An 18,990-nucleotide genomic window follows, 5' to 3' on the forward strand; every position below is an offset into this window, starting at 1 on the left:
ACCGATCGACTCTCGAACAGATGAACACTGACCGATCTTCCATAGGAACGCAGCTCTCGGCCTGGTGGCACAGAACCTTTGTGGATCTGGCTCAGCAGTTGCAGTGGTCATATCTACCACCTTTGATGGTCTATTTCGCGGCCGGCGTGTCCGGTCTGACATCGGTCGTTGGCGCCTTCTTTCTTAAAGACTATCTTGATTTATCAGCGTCTTTCATTGCGGGGCTGGCATTTTGGGCGGGTCTTCCCTGGATCCTCAAAATGCCGCTTGGCCATATTGTTGATCTATTTTGGCGTTGGAAGTCCCTGCTGATCCTGCTTGGCGCGTCACTGATCACCCTATCCTTGCTTACAATGTACGGTCTTGTGACTGCACCGCTGGAAATGGCCAGGGTCATGCCATTGGAAGACTGGTACGTTATCGCGCTGCTCCTTGCCCCTTCGGGCTATGCCATTCAGGATGTCGTAGCTGACGCCATGACGGTCGAAGCGGTGCCCAAGATCAATCAAGATGGTCGGCCGTTCTCGCCAGAAGAGACCCGTGCGCAGCACACTACGATGCAAACTTTGGGCAGAGTTTCGATCATATCCGGGTTTGCAGCTGTTGCGGCGGTGAACATCTGGATTTTCTCCGGAACTGAAGATCTGCAAAAACCAGATCGTCTCGGGCTTTACGGCCAAGTTTACCTGATTGCCCTGATCATCCCCTTGCTCTCGGTCAGCGGAGTTGTGCTCCACACATTAATCCAGCGGCAGCGCATTCGACGAGGCCACCCACCTCACGCCCCAGAACAGGCCACCGAGGTCAATTGGCCCATTTTGTTAGGCGGGCTTGCGTTTGTAGTGCTTAGCATCGTGTTGGGCACCGCCGATTTCGAATTTGCCCAAGAGACCATCTTTGCCGTGTCCCTTACTGTGATCATATATCTCATGTCACGTCTGCTGAGAGAGTTGGAACCCGCACAGGCGAAAGCCCTGATCGGAACGGCGACAATTATTTTTGTTTTTCGCGCTGTCCCTCTACCCGGTCCGGGCCTGATTTGGTTCGAAATTGATGAATTGGGATTTGATGAACAGTTCCTGGCGATCCTCGCTTTGTTGACGTCCCTGCTGGCTTTGCTCGGATTAATCGTTCTGAGGCCCTTTATGGCAAATCGCTCAATTGCGCAGGTTGTAGTGGTATTGACAATTGCTGCGGGTTTCCTCGCCCTGCCCAACCTTGCCCTTTATTATGGTGTGCATGAGTGGACGGCGGCACATACTGGTGGTGTCGTCGATGCAAGATTTATTGCCATTCTCGATACCGCTGTCGAGTCACCACTCGGCCAGATAGCGATGGTTCCGATGTTGGCCTGGATTGCACGCAACGCACCAGTTCACCTGAAAGCGACATTTTTTGCGGTGATGGCATCGTTCACCAACATGGCATTGTCGGCCAGCAGCCTTGGCACCAAGTACCTGAACCAAACATTCGTCGTTACGCGCGCGGTCACTTACCCGGAAACCGGTGTCGTCACCTCCACCGCAGATTACAGCCAACTTGGGTACTTGTTGATCGTGGCTGCCTTGATCTCTGTGGTTGTTCCGCTGACGGTGGTCTTTTGTGTGCAATGCTCTCGTTTCCAAACCAGCGAGTAATCACTGGCTTTTTGCCTCACCCAGTAAAGCTTTGAGATGCGCAACCGGAACGCCGATATTTGAACCGCCGAATTCAGGCAAGATCGCAGCGTTAATTGCAACCACCTCACCTTTGCGGTTCAACGCAGGCCCCCCACTCCCGCCGGATGTGGTCTCTGCGTCATATACGAGGGAACCCAGACTTGTTCGCGCCACAATACCCCGGCTGGCAAGCGGTTGAATTTTATTTTGCTCGGAAAGCCGGGACGCAATCGACCAGAAATTAATGGTTCCTTCTTCCTCAACCGTTTTCAGAAAGTCCCGCCCAGCCTGCGCGATCAGCGCCTTTAAACCCGTTGGGTATCCCAATAAGTATACTTCTTCGCCGACACGCGGCGCGGTTTCGGCCAGCGGAATTCCAAGCCCCTGCACCCGGCCCGGATCGACGGACAAAAGCGCCAAATCTGCCATCTCACTATAATGATCCAGATTGGCCTCTATTGGTTCGGAGTGACCGGGCAGATAAGCCAACAGTCTCAGCATTTCCGCCTCCAGCCCTGCATTTTTAAGGGCTTTCTCCCTGTCTCCGGAAGTCCAGGGCAACGCGACATGACGATTGGTGGCCAACAAAGGAACCCCCTCAAGCAGAAAACCCGTTCCTGTGAACTGGAATTCAGCAGGTTCGCCCGTCGCGTCTGGCTCGATCCAAGGCTGCCCGAACGGAGTTTGAAGCCTTTCACCATTCGGCCCCAACACGTGCCGTAGCAACTTCCCGCTTTCTATGTGACGCAATCCATATGCACCCTGGATAAAGGCAACAGACTGGGTTGAGGCCTTGATAATCCGTGTTGGTGCACCCGCTTGTTGTTCAAGCGTTCCAAGGCGCTCTTCGGTCGACATGACCTGATTTTCAAACGCACTTCTAAGAGCGGCCAAATCTTCGGGCGTAAGCACGTCCTCTCGCGTCTGCGCCAGCATGACCGCAACCGCTTCGATCTTATGGGCTTCCTGTTCGATACTGTCCGCCAACCTTCTGTCGTTTTGATAAAGCAGGAACACAAGACCAGCGATGACAAGTAACGCAGCAAGGACAGTGATCCTGAAAAGGATAGTGGTCTGGGATGCAAGCCGGCGTCCGCTGTCACTCAGCGCGCTGGACATCCTTCTGGCGAAAGGTCGGCGGCTCATCCGGGCGTAAGCGTAGGCGTCGCTCAGGATGTCTTCCACCGTATGATGTGCAGGAAACGAGTGATTGCATAATCTGTACCGAGACATCGGACCTTTTTCGCCGAACTCAACCATATCGCCAAACCCAAGACGTGTTGACGATACTTTTTGCCCATTAACCCATACATTTCGCCCAGGTACCGCAGATACCGTATAGCTGTCGTCGACCCACTGAAGGGTCGCGATATCGTTGTCATGCGGTGGCGTGTCGTCTTTAGGCCGAAGGCTCAGGTTTCTGTTTTCGCCGACTGAAACGGTCAAAGCGTTGTCGACAAGCCAAGTCACGTTTCCACGCGACGGGCCGGTCAGGCTCTCTAGATAGGCACGTACGTCTCTGTCACCGACGCCCGGCGGTGGTCTCACGCCATTGTCATCCAGATTTTGCATCTTCGAACCCGCTTCAAAGGCCACAAAGGTACTGTAACACGCGGCAACTCAAATCCCACTGTCCACCTTAGGTGCAACAATCACTTAGACCACAATCCGAGCATGCCGTTTTGGTAGATTTGGCAGATGTTGCCCAATCAAAAATTTATTGGGTCTCAACTCAAAGAGGGCCGGTCAATGACCAGCCGTCTGTGCCAATGGCCTACAAAACGAGAATGGATAGCGAAGCTTTTTACCTAGAGGACACCTCGATCTTGCGCAATCACAAGGGTCTTGATCGCATATTTTGCTCAGCCTAGCGTACCCCCAGGACCAATCAGGAGTGGCCTCCCTTTCGTACATTGGAGCAAAACCGAATGAAGTGGCCGTATCTAGCCCTGATTTATCTGACATTTAGCCTTGCTCCGCTGGGATTATCCTGGTCCCTCGGTTGGCCGCCGCGACCGTTTCATCAAGAGCTCGCCTCCGGGCTTGGAATGCTCGGGTTTTCGATCATCTTAATGGAATTCCTGCTGTCGGGACGTTTCAGAGTCATTTCTTCCAGTGTTGGGATGGATGTCACCATGCGGATGCATCAGCTTATGGCGCGCACTGCGCTCGGGTTTGCGCTGCTGCACCCGCTGCTGTATCAGGGCACGCCCTCTGGCGGACACCGTCCGTGGGACGTATCGCGTCAGTTGACGATTACGACCGACTTTCCCGCGCTGGCCTCAGGCATAGCGGCCTATTTTTTGCTATTCATTCTGATCGCATCTGCGATTGTCCGAAAAACCCTTGATTACAAATATGAAACCTGGCGCCTGTTGCACGGCCTCGGAGCCTTGGTTCTTGCTTGCCTGCTGTTACATCACACAGTCTATGCCGGTCGATACGGTGGGCATCCGCAGCTGATTTATTTGTGGTTTGCAATGACGAGCGTTGCGATCGGCACGCTACTTTATGTCTACCTTATCAAGCCTTTGCGTCAGGTGCAGAAGGCATGGCGCGTCGCATCTGTAACACGACTGACACCAAAACAATGGGAACTGCGACTGACGCCAGATGGCCATGAAGGTTTTGCCTTTCAGGCCGGTCAATTCGCTTGGATGAATGTCGGGCACAGCCCGTTTTCATTGCATGAAAATCCATTCTCAATCAGTTCGGCCCCAGCCGACGGCCCCGCAATTTCTTTCGTGATAAAAGAGCTGGGAGATTTCACATGTGAACTCGGGCAAATCGCTCCGGGCACCATGGCCTATCTAGACGGTCCGCACGGAAACCTGTCAGTCAACAACCGCGCGGAACACGGCATCGTTCTGGTGGCGGGTGGTGTCGGCATCGCTCCGCTGCTGAGCATATTGCGACAAACCCGTATGAACACAGATCAACGCGACGTAAAATTGATCTATGGCAACCGTATAGAGGAGCAGATTGTTTATCGGGAAGAACTGTCCAAAGAAGATACGATTTTTGTTCTATCTGAACCGCCGGAAAATTGGTGCGGAGAAACAGGCCGGATTGACGGCCCATTGTTGGATCGCGTTTTGTCCTCGGAACACTTTGAAAGCTGGCTATTCGTAATCTGCGGACCCAATGCCATGATGGATACTGTCGAAAATCACCTTATTGCTCGGGGTTCAGCGTCACAGCGAATTTTGTCTGAAAGATTTGACTATGATTGATCCTTTCCGAAACATCCCCATGCGCCGTCGCGTCAGGCTAGTTTTTTGGGGCATAAACTTATCAATTTGCAGCACACTTTTGGCCTTTGCTCTAAGGTAACGCGGCATCCCGTTGATCGTTGCGCCAAATTTGGAGGAACTTCCAAACACGCAGTACAGATTGTACGCGTAGCTCAATATTTTGACGAAGGAATGCTTCTTGGCCTTTCGGTCGGAAATACCGCACGGCTACGAAACACATAACCGCAGTCGCGGGAAAACCGCACATTTGATTGAGATCAAGGGCCTACACACTCAAACTCACCATACTCGGAACGCTATTCAGACCGATTTTTGGGAGGATCGGAATGACAGTGCTTATTGCATTCGCTACTGTTGAGGGCCAAACGGCCAAAATTGCAAATTTTATCAACGACATCACCACGGCAGCTGGATACACAGCAAACCTGATCAATACCGATGAATTAACCGGCCAAGTTTCACTGGACGGCATGGACCAAGTCATACTTTTGGCACCCGTCCACCAACGCCGACACCCGAAGTCATTTGAAGCTTTTGTAAGCTCGCACAAGGAGGCGTTGGCGGCAGTAAAATCTCTTGTGCTTTCTGTTAGCCTAAAGGCCGCTTTTGCATCAGGACAGGAAGAGGCCAGGGACTATCTGACTGAAATGTTGCTGCGAACGAATTTGAAACCAGACGCGTCCGCGCTGGTCGCCGGCGCAGTGCGGCCCGAAAGTTATGACTATTTTGACAAAGAGATCATTCAGCACGTTGTTCTATTAGGACAGAAAGTAAATCCCAAAGATGGCACACAAGAGTTTACCGATTGGGACGCACTACAATCCACGGTGATGGGGTTTTTGGACGGGAGCTACGTGACCGATACCGACCTTACTCAGATAAGCCAGTAAAGCTGCCTTATTAGACCCCGCGTCGCTTGCGGTCAGATCCTTCCACCGGGCGCAAAAGCTTTCTGGGCAGCTTGCGAAATTCAGTGCCCAAACAAGACAGGAAAACTTGCTTGTTCCAACATCGCCTGCGTGGTTCCACCAAAAACGGACTCGCGAAAATATGAATGTCCGTAGGCGCCCATAACAATAAGGTCAGCGCCTACTTCTTTAGCACGCTCTTGAATACATTGCTGAATCGTAAGACCACCCCTAGGGAACTGAGACACGGTTACGCGACACCCATGATGACTGAGCCACGTGGCAATGTCGGTACCAGTGTCTTGGCCTTCTGGATCATGTGCCGAAGGCGGATCAATGCAAGCTATCACAACTTCCTTGGCTTCCAGAAAATAGTGCAAACCTAAGTGCGCAGCCCTAGATGCAGCGAAGCTTCCATCCCATGCGAAGACAACACAGCCACGGTGAGCAAACGGATTTCCATTGATCATCAAGGCGGCTGGTGAATGGAACAACACTCCATGCCCAACCTCGCGAAATATTTCGGGGTCATTGCGCAATCCCGCGTCTAGGAAGGCAACATCACAGGTGTACGACTGCCGCGCTGCCAGATGCTTTAAATCCGCACCTGAGCCAATGGAAACTTTCACGTTTGCCGATATGGCCTTGCTTGCCAGCAGTGCATCAACTTCAGCGGCGCGGGATTCTAGTTCGGCCCTCTTTTCTTCTAATTGATCTAACCAATTGGCCGGCAGTCCTGCCTCAAAGAACTTACTGGTTCCATACTTGAAGTATGGCAGGTTCGGTAACGAAGCGAGGAGGATGCAGTTTAAATGACCTTGATGACTTTGAGCGGCCTCAGCGCAATCCAATATCGATTTATCACTGGTGTCTGCGCCAATGAAATAATTAGAACTCCTACGTTTCATACCTGATCTCCGATCAAAACACTCCAGCGGTTAAGAAGCTGACCAAGATAACATCTTTGCAGCCCTGTGGAGTTCGGCAATGATCCCGATCATTGTGCGACATCCCGTGTTCGAAATATGTGAGCAGCAGAGCAACTGGCGCGCCAGAACTCTCACACAATCATATTTCGAACATTTGGATAATATTTGCGCAACGCCATCGGTCGTTCTTCCTATTTTGGTAACATGAAGAACTCTTCCAGTACTATTTTGCCCTCAGCTACCGAATAAACTGCGATTTCGCGCAGGGTCATGAGTTGCCCTGTTTCCTTCTGCTTCACCTCAGCTTTGAACCGCACTGCGAAACGGTTTGGGGGGTGAACATAGGGACCGTCCACGTCGAGTTCCAGAATTTCGTGCGAAGCCAGCCAATCTTCTCTTTTCCCCTTGATAGCATCCCGGCTCTTGGTAATGCGAAATTGTCGAACCGGAGGCACAACGGCCTCAATTGACTGCGCGTTCTCCGCGTACATTTCATCGACGTTTGCAAGGCCTCTGCGATCACGCATTGCCTGAACGAATGCCTTTCCAGTTTCGATTAGTGCTTCCATGATAAACCCTCTGTTTGTACAGGCACATTACCTCTTTTTCGCTTTGCCATTATTGACAAGGATCAATGAATTTAACCGACCGGATAAAGTGGAGTGGCCCGCTTAAGGGGTCGCCATCTGGGTTAAATTTGCCCGCAAATTCGGAGGATCAGTGATGGCAGACAACTCAGAGAATCCTGAAGAGATGGTGCTGTCACACAAACTCGAACCAGTCTCAGCCTGCATAATACGGATTTTTCAAAACTTTTCGAATAGTGCTGTCGCATTTTTGCGGGTGGTTCGCCCAATTCGCTCGGCGCATATTTTGGAGCACACGGCATTTCTTCAGGAGCACACATGAGCACCAAGTATTTCGCACCACACGGTGGACATCCCGGGCAGGAACAACTGCTGACTGATCGGGCCGTTTTTACCGAAGCTTATGCCGTGATCCCAAAGGGTACGATGCGGGATATTGTGACCAGTTTCCTGCCGTTTTGGGAAAACACACGACTGTGGGTAATCTCCCGTCCTTTGAGCGGCTTTGCCGAAACCTTTTCGCAATACATCATGGAAGTTCAGCCCGGCGGTGGCTCTGACCGGCCCGAGACCGATCCCGAGGCCGAAGGCGTTTTGTTTGTGGTCGAAGGCACTGCCACCTTAGTCGCCGAGGGCATAACCTATGAACTGACGCCCGGAGGTTACGCCTACCTGCCCCCAGAAAGTGATTGGACCCTGCGAAATCAAGGGGAAGAAATCCTGCGCTTCCATTGGATTCGAAAGGCTTATGAAGCCGTCGAAGGCCTTGATAGCCCTGACATACTTATCCTCAACGAAAATGAGATCGCACCAACACCTATGCCCGGGACAGACGGAAAGTGGGCCACAACGCGATTTGTCGACCCAAGCGATTTGCGACACGACATGCACGTTACCGTGGTGACTTTTGAACCCGGCGCAGTCATCCCCTTTCTTGAAACCCATGTCATGGAGCATGGTCTCTATGTTCTGGAAGGAAAGGCGGTCTACCGACTGAACAATGACTGGGTAGAGGTGGAAGCCGGTGACTATATGTGGCTAAGGGCGTTCTGCCCCCAGGCTTGCTATGCAGGTGGTCCGGGCAAGTTCCGTTACCTGCTTTATAAGGATGTAAACCGACATATGGCACTGCGACCGTGACCCACCGCTTATGAGCAACATAAGCGTCTCAGGGCGGCGGCGGAATAACGCGCCCGCCGATGGCCAGTGTTAGCTGATGAGCCGCCTCGATAACGGGGCGGCTTAGCCGTTCAATTTCACCCTCGCTGACCCGACTTGTCGGCCCGGACACTGATATCCCTGCAACCGCTTCTCTGTTGATGTCGAAAACCGGTGCCGCAATACAACGCATGCCCGCGTTCTTTTCTTCATTGTCCACTGAGAAACCCTGCGCCCTGACAGCTGCAAGGTCCTCTTTCAACGCCGCCGGAGTGGTAATCGACCTTTCTGTAAACGTCTGTAGCTGCACGTTGGCCAATAGTCTGTCCAACCTGTCCTCGTCCATAAAGGCCAGCAGCGCTTTCCCAATCCCCGATGCGTGCATTGGTGACAGCGTACCGGGTGGAAAAAATGCACGGATGCTAGCATGCGTTTCCACTTGGCTCAGGAACAGAACCGAACCTTCTTTCTCCACCCCCAGATTTGCGGTCTCGCCAGTAGCCTCCATGAGTTTTCGCATCACTGGTCTTGCCCGGTCCACAAGGCTGGTGCGACGCAGGAAGCGTGAGCCAATCACGAACGCGCGGGAACCGATGTGCCAGACTTGTTCCTCGTGATCAAATTCCACAAGCCCCCTGCCCTCCAGCGTCACGAGAATACGATAGACCGTTGCCGGTGACTGGCCCATTTCATCGGACAGCGCGGTTAACGCCTTGCCTTGCGCCTCGCTCAAATACTCAAAAACTTCCATCGCCCGGTCGAGAGATTTGATCGTGTTTTGCGCTGTCTTATCGTCCCATCCCCGAGGTCGTCCACGGGCTTTTCGGCGGATTTCGGGAGCATTATCTTGAGAATCCATAAAAACCCTCTGATCATTCGTGAAAGATTAATTCATCATATGAAAAATGTAAGCATTTGACAACTATAACCTAAATCCGACCGAACGCATTTTGAAAGTCATTTTCAAAAATATATCGGTCGGAACGACGGGAACTTATTGTGTGACCAACGACGGAAGGAGACCATCCATGAGCTTTCAAAATCCCGTTTTCATCCCGGGCCCGACCAACATTCCTGAAAGCCTGCGCAAGGCCTGCGACATGCCCACGATCGACCATCGTTCGCCGCTGTTCGGGCAAATTCTGCATCCTGCGCGCGCGGGTGTGCAGAAAATTCTGAAAAGCGACAGTGCCGAAGTCTTCATCTTCCCTTCGACCGGAACCGGCGGTTGGGAAACGGCTTTGACCAACACTCTGTCCGCCGGTGACAAGGTTCTGGCGGCACGCAATGGCATGTTCAGCCACCGTTGGATCGACATGTGCCAGCGCCACGGTCTGAATGTTGAAATCGTCGAGACCCCTTGGGGCGAAGGGATACCGACCGACCGTTACGAAGAGATTCTAACTGCCGACACGAACCACGAAATCAAAGTGGTTCTTGCCACGCATAACGAAACGGCAACTGGCGTGAAGTCGGATATTGCCGCCGTGCGCAAGGCTTTGAATGCGGCCCGGCACCCAGCTATGCTGTTCGTTGATGGCGTATCTTCTATCGCGTCGATGGATTTCCGCTTTGATGAATGGGGAGTCGACGTTGCCGTCACGGGCTCGCAAAAAGGGTTCATGCTGACAGCTGGCCTTGCCATCGTTGGCTTCAGCCAGAAGGCGATGGAGGCGACCAAAACCGGCACCCTGCCTCGTACCTTCTTTGACGTACATGACATGGCCAAGGGCTACGCCAATAACGCTTATCCTTACACGCCTGCAGTTGGCTTGATGAACGGCCTCAACCAGGCCTGCGACATGCTGCTGCATGAAGGTCTGGAAAACGTCTTTGCCCGCCATCACCGCATTGCCGAAGGCGTTCGCGCTGCCGTGGGAGCGTGGGGGCTGGAGCTTTGCGCGACCAACCCGTCGGTGTATTCTGACACCGTAAGCGCGATCCGTACGCCGAACGGTTTCAACGCCACGGATATCGTTACCCATGCTGCCGACAAATACGGCGTTGCCTTCGGCGTTGGCCTTGGTGAAGTCGCCGGCAAGGTATTCCGCATCGGACACTTGGGCAGCCTGACGGATGTCATGGCCCTTTCCGGGATCGCCACCGCTGAAATGTGCATGGCAGATCTGGGTCTGAACATCGAACTGGGCTCGGGCGTAGCGGCTGCGCAGGAATACTATCGCGGTCATCCCGCGGCCGTTCAAAAGGACGCCGCATGATGAAGGATTGCAACATGTACATCCCTACTTATGAGGACATGCTCGCGGCTCATACCCGGATCGAGCCCTATATCCGCCGCACGCCGGTACGGACATCCGACTATCTCAACGAACTGACCGGTGCGCAGCTGTTCTTCAAATGCGAGAACTTTCAGGAACCGGGCGCCTTCAAGGTACGAGGCGCCACCAACGCGGTGTTCGGGCTTGATGATGAGCAAGCAAAAAAAGGCGTCGCAACCCATTCCTCGGGCAACCATGCGTCGTGCCTGTCCTATGCGGCTATGAAGCGGGGCATTCCCTGCAATGTTGTGATGCCGCGCACGGCACCGCAGGCGAAAAAAGACACAGTTCGCCGCTATGGTGGGAAGATCACGGAATGTGAACCCTCCACTTCGTCTCGCGAGGCGACCTTTGCCGAGGTTCAGGCGGCCACGGGTGGGGACTTTGTACACCCCTACAATGATCCGCGCGTGATCGCCGGACAGGGCACATGCTCACGCGAGTTCATTGAACAGACCGACGGCCTGGATGCTGTTGTTGCGCCCATCGGCGGTGGCGGCATGGTATCCGGCACCTGCCTGACCTTGTCTACCTTGGCACCGGAAACAGCGATCATCGCGGCAGAGCCTGAACAGGCTGATGATGCCTATCGCAGCTTCAAGGCTGGCCACATCATTGCGGATGACGCACCGAAAACGATTGCCGACGGGCTGCTGGTGCCGCTGAAGGGCCTCACCTGGCACTTCGTGTCCAACCACGTCTCTGAAATCTACACAGCTTCAGAGCAAGAGATCATCGACGCGATGAAACTGACGTGGAAGCACCTGCGGATCGTAATGGAGCCATCCTCGGCCGTGCCGTTGGCAACAGTTCTAAAGAACCCGGACGCATTCAAAGGCAAGCGTGTCGGCCTGATCATAACTGGAGGCAATGTCGATCTGGACAAGCTGCCCTGGCTGAACACGTGACATCAATCCCGACATAGGAATACGGAAATGAAAGATATGACCAATCTCGACAATTTCGAAGTAGGCTATGACATTCCGGCCAAGCCAGGAATGGATGAAGCAGATATCCAGACCCCCAGCCTTGTGCTGGATCTCGACGCGCTTGAGCGCAACATCAAGAAGATGGGCGATTATGCCAAGGCCCACGGCATGCGTCACCGTGTACACGGCAAGATGCACAAGTCTGTGGACGTGGCCAAGCTACAGGAGAAAATCGGCGGCGCTGTAGGTGTCTGCTGTCAGAAAGTTTCTGAGGCGGAAGTTTTCGTTCGCGGTGGTATCAAGGATGTTCTGGTATCGAACCAAGTGCGAGACCCTGCCAAAATCGACCGTCTTGCAAGCCTGCCAAAGCTGGGCAGCCGTATCATCGTTTGTGTTGATGATCTGGACAATGTTGCAGATCTTTCAGGTGCGGCTGTCGATCACGGAACACAGTTGGAGGTCTTCGTTGAAATCGACTGCGGTGCAGGACGTTGCGGCGTGACCACGACACCGGCCGTGATCGAGATTGCCAAAGCTGTAGAGGCCGCCGACAACCTGAAATTCACTGGCATCCAAGCCTATCAAGGCGCGATGCAGCACCTCGACAGCTACGAGGCACGCAAGGAAAAACTCGATACGGCAATCGCGATGGTGAAAGACGCCGTAGAGGGCCTGAAAGCCGAAGGCATCGAATGCGAGCTGGTCTCGGGCGGTGGCACCGGTTCCTACTATTTCGAGTCCAACTCGGGCGTGTACAACGAGTTGCAGTGCGGGTCCTACGCCTTCATGGATGCCGACTACGGCCGTATTCTGGACAAAGACGGCAATCGGATCGACCAGGGGGAGTGGGAAAATGCCTTCTTCATCCTGACCAGCGTCATGAGCCACGCCAAAACGGACAAGGCGATCGTCGATGCAGGCCTCAAGGCGCAGTCGGTTGACAGCGGCCTGCCAGTTGTCTTTGGCCGCGACGATGTCGAATACATCAAATGCTCAGACGAGCATGGCGTCGTCATGGACCCGAACGGGGTGCTGCAGGTCAACGACAAACTGAAGCTGGTGCCGGGGCACTGCGACCCGACCGCAAACGTGCATGATTGGTACGTCGGCGTCCGGAACGGCAAAGTGGAATGCGTTTGGCCGGTGTCCGCGCGCGGCCGCGCTTATTAATCCAGCCTTATAAAGGTAGGGAGGTCCGGCTCGGGAGTAGCCGGACAGCCGCCCGTGTGTATGCTCTCCTTCCGGCGGTGGCACACGGGCGCACGAATTTTGAGTGGAGAAAGACATGTTGATCGTACCCGAGCGTGAAATCGCTGACCTGATGACCCGCCAAGCGGCCTTTGATGCCGTCGAAAAGGTCTTTGCTGCAATGGCGTCGGGCGACGCCTATAACTTTCCTGTCGTACGCGAAGCCATCGGGCATGAAGATGCGCTTTATGGTTTCAAGGGCGGGTTTGACCGCGCGGGCCTGACACTTGGCCTGAAAGCGGGTGGATATTGGCCGAATAACCTGGAAAAACGCGGGCTGATCAACCACCAGTCGACCGTATTTCTTTTTGATCCCGATACTGGAAAACCTTCGGCGATGGTGGGCGGCAACCTGCTGACTGCCCTGCGAACAGCAGCGGCCTCTTCCGTTTCGATCAAACACCTTGCTCGCGCAGACGCCAAAGTGATCGGCATGATCGGCGCTGGCCACCAGGCAGCCTTTCAGCTTCGTGCGGCGTTGGAGCAACGCGTTTTTGAGAAGGTTAAAGGCTGGAACTACCACCCTGAGATGTTGCCGAATATCGAGAAGGTCGCGAATGAAGCCGGCGTTCCCTTCGAAGCGGTCGAGTTGGAAGGGATGACAGAGGCTGATGTGATCATCTCGATTACTTCGGCATTTGCACCGTCGCTGATGGCGGACCATGTCAGCCCCGGAACTCATGTCGCCTGTATGGGAACGGACACCAAGGGCAAGCAAGAGGTGGAAGCAGCACTGCTGGCCAAAGCGGGTGTCTTCACGGACGAAGTCGCGCAATCCATCACCATCGGCGAAGCACAGCACGCAGTGGCGCAGGGCCTGATCAAAGAAGGCGACGTGGCGCAGCTTGGCGCCGTCATTAACGGCACAAACCCGGGCCGGACATCAGACGATCAAATAACACTGTTCGATGGCACAGGCGTAGGTCTTCAGGATCTCGCAGTCGCCGCATCTGTGGTTGAACTTGCCGTTCAAAAAGGAATCGCAATCGAAGTCGATTTCTGAAGGCACCTGAGTGCAACCGGTCCTTGCTGACAGGTTGCACTGGTTTTAAGAATTCCTGTCTGACGAATGCCTGAAGCCGCGGGCCAACCTGCCACTTCCGCCATTCGAATTGGTGAAAAATAAGTTTTTCCACAACGGACGGAATTCAGGACAATAAAGCGGCGTGCCATGGCGCGCCGCTTTATTGTCTGCAGTGACGCTCAGAGCGTCACCTTCATTCATCAAACGTGATCGTCATGTTCGATGGAGCCAAGGCCATGACCCGCCATGCCACCAGAAACCTCTTCCGTGGCTTCGTCCGAGAGCTCCTCGGGCAGAACCAGGTTCAAAACAATCGCGATGACCGCGGCGGGAAGGATACCAGATGTGGCCAGAACCTTCAGAGTGCCCGGAAGATACTGCAGGGCACCGGGTTCTAGCTGCAAACCCAAACCAAGGCTCAGCGAAATCGCAAAGATCACCATGTTGCGACGATTCCAATTCACATCCGACAGCATCGAAACACCCGCCGCAACCACCATTCCGAACATCACGATGACACCGCCGCCAAGAACCTCGATCGGGATCGAAGAGATAATAGCACCAATTTTCGGAACAAGGCCGCACACGATCAGAAAGAGCGCGCCGATAGTAACGACCATTCGGCTCATCACGCCGGTCATGGCGATCAAGCCAACGTTCTGACTGAACGACGTGTTCGGCAACGCGCCAAAGAGACCAGAAATCGCGGTGCCGATACCATCGGCGTAAGTAGCACCCTCAATTTCCTTGTCGGTTGCTTCCCGTCCCGCACCCCCTTTGGTGATACCGGATACATCCCCGACGGTTTCAACAGCCGACACAAAGGACATTGCACAGAAACCAATGATGGCCGCGACCGAGAACTCAATACCGAAATGCAGCGGGTTCGGAAGTGCGAACGACGCTGCACGACCGACATTGCCCAAATTTACTTGGCCAAGAGCAAAAGCTACGGCGTATCCGATGAGCAGGCCGATTAAAACAGCCGACACCGACAGCATGCCCCGCGCAAAGAACTTCAACCCAAGCGTTACGACGATCACGATTCCGGCCATGAACCAGTTCAGGCCAGAGCCATATTCCTCGGTGCCAATAGCTGGCACACCACCGGCGGCGTACTGAACGCCGACCTTAACCAGCGCCAAGCCGATCATGGTCACCACTAGACCTGTAACTAAAGGCGGAAGCGCAAAGCGAATACGCCCAATGAACAAACCAAGGAAGGCGTGAAACAAACCACCAACAACAATGCCCCCCATCAGGACGGCAATGGCATCAACGCCCTTCCCCACCACCAACGGGATCATGATCGGGATGAAGGCAAACGACGTGCCCTGCACGATGGGCAGACGGGCACCAACAGGACCCACACCGATGGATTGAAATAGCGTGGCGACACCCGCAAAGAACATCGACATCTGGATCATGTAGATCATCTGCGGAAAATCGGGACTGTTCGAACCAAACCCGAACCCGGCCGCGCCACAAACGATAATGGCTGGCGTGACGTTGGACACGAACATCGCCAGCACATGCTGAATTCCCAGTGGCACCGCCTTTACGAGTGGCGGAGTGTAATTCGGATCGCGGAGTTGTTCCGGCGTTCCGATGGTTGCATCTGACATTTGGTCTTTCCTCCCTAGAAGTTCGCAAACCGGCTCCTCTTCCGGCCACGAACCTCACTCCGTGATTGTAAAAGCCTCCTCGAACCAATGCTCTTCGAGGTTGGGCCCGGTTCCAATTCGGTCGACCACCGCAAAAAGTCCGGGTGCATGAAGCGGCGTTAGTACGCCATGCCAAGTGTTGCGATGATAATTCACGCCCTGCCCGGGCACTGTTTTGAAAGCGATGGGCTGACCCGGTTTCCCACTTTCGTCTGGCGCAACCACCACAATAAAGGGCTTGTCTGAAAGTGGTAGAAACGCCTGACTGCCATCTGGGTGGCGCTCGACCATTTCCAGTTTGATCGGAAGGCTAAAGGCTTCGGACTGAAACACGCTGATCCCGGCGCGCCCGTCGTTGAAATCCAAAGTGGCCCGATCGTGGTACCGCGCACACTTACCCTGATTGATGAATTTATCCACTTGGCCCGCCACCTCGATGACATCTCCAAATGGTGAAAAAGCCTCTGATGTCAGGGGCTGGAGTTTCAAGGCGGTTGTCATTCAGAGAACTTCTCGATCAGGCGCAGTTCTGCTATCCGCTCAACCTGTCGGCAGGCCTCGGCAAATTCGGTGTCGCGGTCGCTATCAATGCGGCGGTGAAAGGCTTCCAGAATGCTGGCCTTCGTATTGTCCTTGACCGCTATGATGAAGGGAAAGCCGAATTTGGAGGTGTAGGCTTCGTTCAGCGCCGTGAATGTTGCGCGCTCTTCATCGGTCAACATATCCAGACCAGCCCCGGCCTGCTCAGCGGTACTTTCCTTGGTCAGGCGACCTGCTGCCGCAAGCTTGCCCGCCAAATCCGGGTGGGCCGTCAGGACGCCGAGGCGTTGTTCCGCAGTTGCAGATCGGAACACCCGCGCCAGCGCATTGTGAACACCTGCAGCATTGTCATGCGTCGGGCCCAGCTCCAGAGCGAAAGCACCTTCGGCAATCCATGGGCTGTGTTCGAACACACCGCCAAATTCAGACACAAAGGTTGGCTGATCCATTTCTGAAGGGGTTAAGCCTTGCTTCGGTGGGTGCTCATTTGCCCAGTGGTCCGCAATCTGTTCGCGTGTGGCAAACCAGACACCGTCATGTTTCATGAAATGCTCCAACGCACGTTTCAGCGCCATTGCGCGGCCAGGTCGGCCAATCAACCGGCAGTGCAAACCAATTGAGAGCATCTTCGGCGCGCCCGCCTCGCCTTCGGCATAGAGCATATCAAAGCTGTCTTTCAGATAGCTCTCGAACTGGTCGCCATTGGTAAATCCGGCCTGAATCGCAAAGCGCATATCATTGCAATCCAGGGTGTAAGGCATGATTAGTTGATCCTTGCCCCCGGCCTTGGTCCAGTAAGGCAAATCATCAGCGTAGCTGTCGGCAATATAGGCAAAGTTGCCTACCTCAGCGGCCAGATCGACCGTATTCATAGAACAGCGCCCCGTGTACCAACCGCGCGGCGGCTGGCCCGTGACCTCGGCGTGCAACCGGATTGCTTCACGAATCTGGGCGCGCTCTTCTTCTGCGTCCATGTCCTTGTGTTCAATCCATTTCAACCCGTGGCTGGCAATCTCCCAACCGGCATGTTTCATCGCAGCAACCTGTGCCGGTGCACGGGCCAAAGCGGTGGCGACACCATAAACGGTGATGGGCAGGCCCTGCAGGATCTGATGCACCCGCCAGAACCCGGCGCGGCTGCCATATTCGTAGATCGACTCCATGTTCCAGTGTCTTTGCCCTGGCCAAGGGGCCGCTCCGGTAATCTCGGACAGAAACGCTTCGGATGCCGCATCACCGTGCAGAACGTTGTTTTCGCCGCCCTCTTCATAATTCAGTACGATCTGAATCGCTATTTTGGCATCATTTGGCCAGTTTGCTTTCGGTACTTCTTTACCGTAGCCGGTCATATCTCGTGGATAACGCGTCACATCAATTTCCTTTTTCTTCTTTTGATCAATACCCCAGATAATTTGAGATGTTTTTCAAAAAATACAGAAAGCAGCTTCGAATAGACAGCCTTTGCCACCTGAGAAGAAAACAGATTAGTAACTGAATAACTTGAGGAGTAGCACAAATGACCGGTTACCTTACAACACATGTTCTGGACACGGCGCGGGGTTGTCCCGCCGAAGGATTGAAAGTCGAACTGTTTCGGATTGAGGGTACGGAACGCACTTTGCTGAAAACTCTGACCACCAATGACGATGGCAGGACGGACGAACAGATTTTGCCCGAGGCCGAGTTTTCAACCGGTGAATACGAACTAATCTTCTACGCCGGAGAGTACCTCGATGCCTCTGGCACCCCGCCTGAGGACCCACGTTTTCTGAACGTGATACCGATCCGCTTTGGGATGTCCGAACACTCGCATTACCACGTGCCGCTGCTTCTATCGCCTTTTGGATACTCGACTTATCGCGGTAGCTGAGCGGCCTATCGAGGCGTATTTGATGCGGCAATCGATGATCCAATGCGTTCTATTATGAACTCCATGAAAAGTCGTGTTTTGGGGTCCTGCATCCGACGGTGCGTAAACAGGCACGCCATCTGAATTGGTTCCGGCGGCGTTTTTACTGCTACTGGAACCAAATCTCCGGCGTTCAGATGCTGAGCGATCTCAAATATCGGTTTTAACGCGATACCGTGACCGGCAAGCGCCCAATCCGTCAATACGTCGCCATCGTCTGACTCGTAACGTCCAGAAACGCGGAACCGTTTCGGTCCCTCATCAGTTCTCAGGAGCCATTGAAACTCGGTCGCACCCGGAAACCGCAAATTGAGGCATTCGTGCTGATCGGCGATAAGATCATCGCCGCTTTCGGGCTTCCCACGTTTTTTTATGTATTTCGGAGATGCGCAAAGAACTCTTTCAACATCAGCAATCTTGCGGATACGCAGATTGCTGTCCTCTGGTTGACCAAGAAAAAACGCCAAGTCCAAGCCTTCAGTGGTTAGATCCACCTTTCGGTCCGTCAGCCTTAGCCTGACATTCACTTCGGGGTACTCAGCAAGAAACTTTGGCACCTGCGGCGCTATCAATCTTCGCCCAACGCCCAATGGCGCTGCCACGTATAGTGACCCTTTCAGGTTCTCTGTAATATTGACGATTTGAGCTTCAGCGCGATCGACCGCTTCAAGTATCTCTGCCGCCCCGCGATAAAAAGATTTTCCCTGCTCGGTCGGCGTTAGGCTGCGTGTTGTACGCTGAAACAGCCGCACTCCAAGATGCTCTTCCAGTTGCGATATTCGGGCCGACGTTACAGCCGGTGAAACCCTAAGGTCGCGGCCTGCAGCAGACATGCTGCCCAACTCGTAGACCCGGACAAAAGTTCTGATGTTATCAAGGTAAGACATTTTTTTGCATTTTTTG

At 53.9% G+C, this 18,990-nt stretch carries 17 protein-coding genes; 9 read left to right on the top strand and 8 right to left on the bottom strand.

Annotation, left to right across the window (positions count from 1 at the left end):
* The first annotated feature begins 20 nt into the window (after positions 1-20).
* Positions 21-1,637, top strand: coding sequence for an MFS transporter (locus tag ACR0D7_RS02780; protein WP_480677639.1), 1,617 nt, complete (start codon positions 21-23; stop codon positions 1,635-1,637).
* Here the strand turns inward: ACR0D7_RS02780 and ACR0D7_RS02785 are convergent, their stop codons facing one another.
* Complete coding sequence (locus ACR0D7_RS02785; RefSeq protein WP_480677640.1) at positions 1,638-3,230, bottom strand: trypsin-like peptidase domain-containing protein; 1,593 nt, start codon at positions 3,228-3,230, stop codon at positions 1,638-1,640.
* A gap of 476 nt (positions 3,231-3,706) precedes the next feature.
* On the opposite strand from ACR0D7_RS02785, the gene ACR0D7_RS02790 reads away from it, so the two are divergent.
* The gene (locus ACR0D7_RS02790) at positions 3,707-4,891 is read left to right on the top strand and encodes a ferredoxin reductase family protein (protein ID WP_480677641.1); all 1,185 of its coding nucleotides are present in this window, start codon (positions 3,707-3,709) and stop codon (positions 4,889-4,891) included.
* A 347-nt stretch (positions 4,892-5,238) separates the two neighbouring features.
* The gene (locus ACR0D7_RS02795; protein WP_480677642.1) at positions 5,239-5,802 is read left to right on the top strand and encodes a flavodoxin domain-containing protein; all 564 of its coding nucleotides are present in this window, start codon (positions 5,239-5,241) and stop codon (positions 5,800-5,802) included.
* An 80-nt stretch (positions 5,803-5,882) separates the two neighbouring features.
* On the opposite strand, the gene ACR0D7_RS02800 is transcribed toward ACR0D7_RS02795, so the two are convergent.
* Both ACR0D7_RS02800 and ACR0D7_RS02805 read right to left on the bottom strand, forming a co-directional pair.
* Entirely contained in the window at positions 5,883-6,728 is an 846-nt protein-coding gene (locus ACR0D7_RS02800) for a universal stress protein (protein ID WP_480677643.1), read from the bottom strand.
* 212 nt (positions 6,729-6,940) lie between these two features.
* Positions 6,941-7,318, bottom strand: a complete 378-nt coding sequence (locus tag ACR0D7_RS02805) for a nuclear transport factor 2 family protein (protein ID WP_170569169.1) — start codon at positions 7,316-7,318, stop codon at positions 6,941-6,943.
* Positions 7,319-7,654: 336 nt separating this feature from the next.
* Here ACR0D7_RS02805 and ACR0D7_RS02810 point away from each other — a divergent pair, with 336 nt between their 5' ends.
* Positions 7,655-8,476: a bifunctional allantoicase/(S)-ureidoglycine aminohydrolase gene (locus ACR0D7_RS02810; protein ID WP_170381631.1), complete on the top strand. Its 822-nt coding sequence runs from the start codon at positions 7,655-7,657 to the stop codon at positions 8,474-8,476.
* Positions 8,477-8,504: 28 nt separating this feature from the next.
* On the opposite strand, the gene bhcR is transcribed toward ACR0D7_RS02810, so the two are convergent.
* Positions 8,505-9,353, bottom strand: a complete 849-nt coding sequence (bhcR, locus tag ACR0D7_RS02815; RefSeq protein WP_170381632.1) for an HTH-type transcriptional regulator BhcR — start codon at positions 9,351-9,353, stop codon at positions 8,505-8,507.
* Positions 9,354-9,522: 169 nt separating this feature from the next.
* Between bhcR and bhcA the strand changes: the two genes are divergently transcribed.
* From bhcA to bhcD, 4 genes are all read left to right on the top strand, one after another.
* Positions 9,523-10,713: an L-aspartate--glyoxylate aminotransferase BhcA gene (gene bhcA, locus ACR0D7_RS02820; protein WP_480677644.1), complete on the top strand. Its 1,191-nt coding sequence runs from the start codon at positions 9,523-9,525 to the stop codon at positions 10,711-10,713.
* Positions 10,713-11,681: a beta-hydroxyaspartate dehydratase BhcB gene (bhcB, locus tag ACR0D7_RS02825; RefSeq protein WP_480677645.1), complete on the top strand. Its 969-nt coding sequence runs from the start codon at positions 10,713-10,715 to the stop codon at positions 11,679-11,681. Before bhcA ends, bhcB begins: the two co-directional genes overlap by 1 nt.
* 27 nt (positions 11,682-11,708) lie before the next feature.
* The gene (gene bhcC, locus ACR0D7_RS02830; protein WP_480677646.1) at positions 11,709-12,872 is read left to right on the top strand and encodes a 3-hydroxy-D-aspartate aldolase BhcC; all 1,164 of its coding nucleotides are present in this window, start codon (positions 11,709-11,711) and stop codon (positions 12,870-12,872) included.
* Positions 12,873-12,987: 115 nt separating this feature from the next.
* The gene (gene bhcD / locus ACR0D7_RS02835; RefSeq protein ID WP_480677647.1) at positions 12,988-13,953 is read left to right on the top strand and encodes an iminosuccinate reductase BhcD; all 966 of its coding nucleotides are present in this window, start codon (positions 12,988-12,990) and stop codon (positions 13,951-13,953) included.
* 221 nt (positions 13,954-14,174) lie between these two features.
* Here bhcD and ACR0D7_RS02840 read toward each other — a convergent pair whose 3' ends face one another.
* The 3 genes from ACR0D7_RS02840 to puuE are packed head-to-tail and all read right to left on the bottom strand — an operon-like array spanning position 14,175 to position 17,548.
* Entirely contained in the window at positions 14,175-15,599 is a 1,425-nt protein-coding gene (locus tag ACR0D7_RS02840) for a uracil-xanthine permease family protein (RefSeq protein ID WP_480677648.1), read from the bottom strand.
* Between the two features lie 54 nt (positions 15,600-15,653).
* A complete protein-coding gene (locus ACR0D7_RS02845) occupies positions 15,654-16,139 on the bottom strand; it encodes an ureidoglycolate lyase (protein ID WP_480677649.1) in 486 nt (161 codons plus the stop codon).
* Positions 16,136-17,548: an allantoinase PuuE gene (gene puuE, locus ACR0D7_RS02850; protein WP_480677650.1), complete on the bottom strand. Its 1,413-nt coding sequence runs from the start codon at positions 17,546-17,548 to the stop codon at positions 16,136-16,138. Before puuE ends, ACR0D7_RS02845 begins: the two co-directional genes overlap by 4 nt.
* Positions 17,549-17,694: 146 nt before the next feature.
* On the opposite strand from puuE, the gene uraH reads away from it, so the two are divergent.
* On the top strand, positions 17,695-18,048 hold the full coding sequence (gene uraH, locus ACR0D7_RS02855; protein WP_170569148.1) for a hydroxyisourate hydrolase: 354 nt from the start codon (positions 17,695-17,697) through the stop codon (positions 18,046-18,048).
* 5 nt (positions 18,049-18,053) lie between these two features.
* Here the strand turns inward: uraH and ACR0D7_RS02860 are convergent, their stop codons facing one another.
* A complete protein-coding gene (locus ACR0D7_RS02860; protein WP_480677651.1) occupies positions 18,054-18,974 on the bottom strand; it encodes a LysR family transcriptional regulator in 921 nt (306 codons plus the stop codon).
* Between the last annotated feature and the right edge of the window lie 16 nt (positions 18,975-18,990).

It is taken from the genome of Ruegeria sp. BB7 (assembly GCF_056539365.1).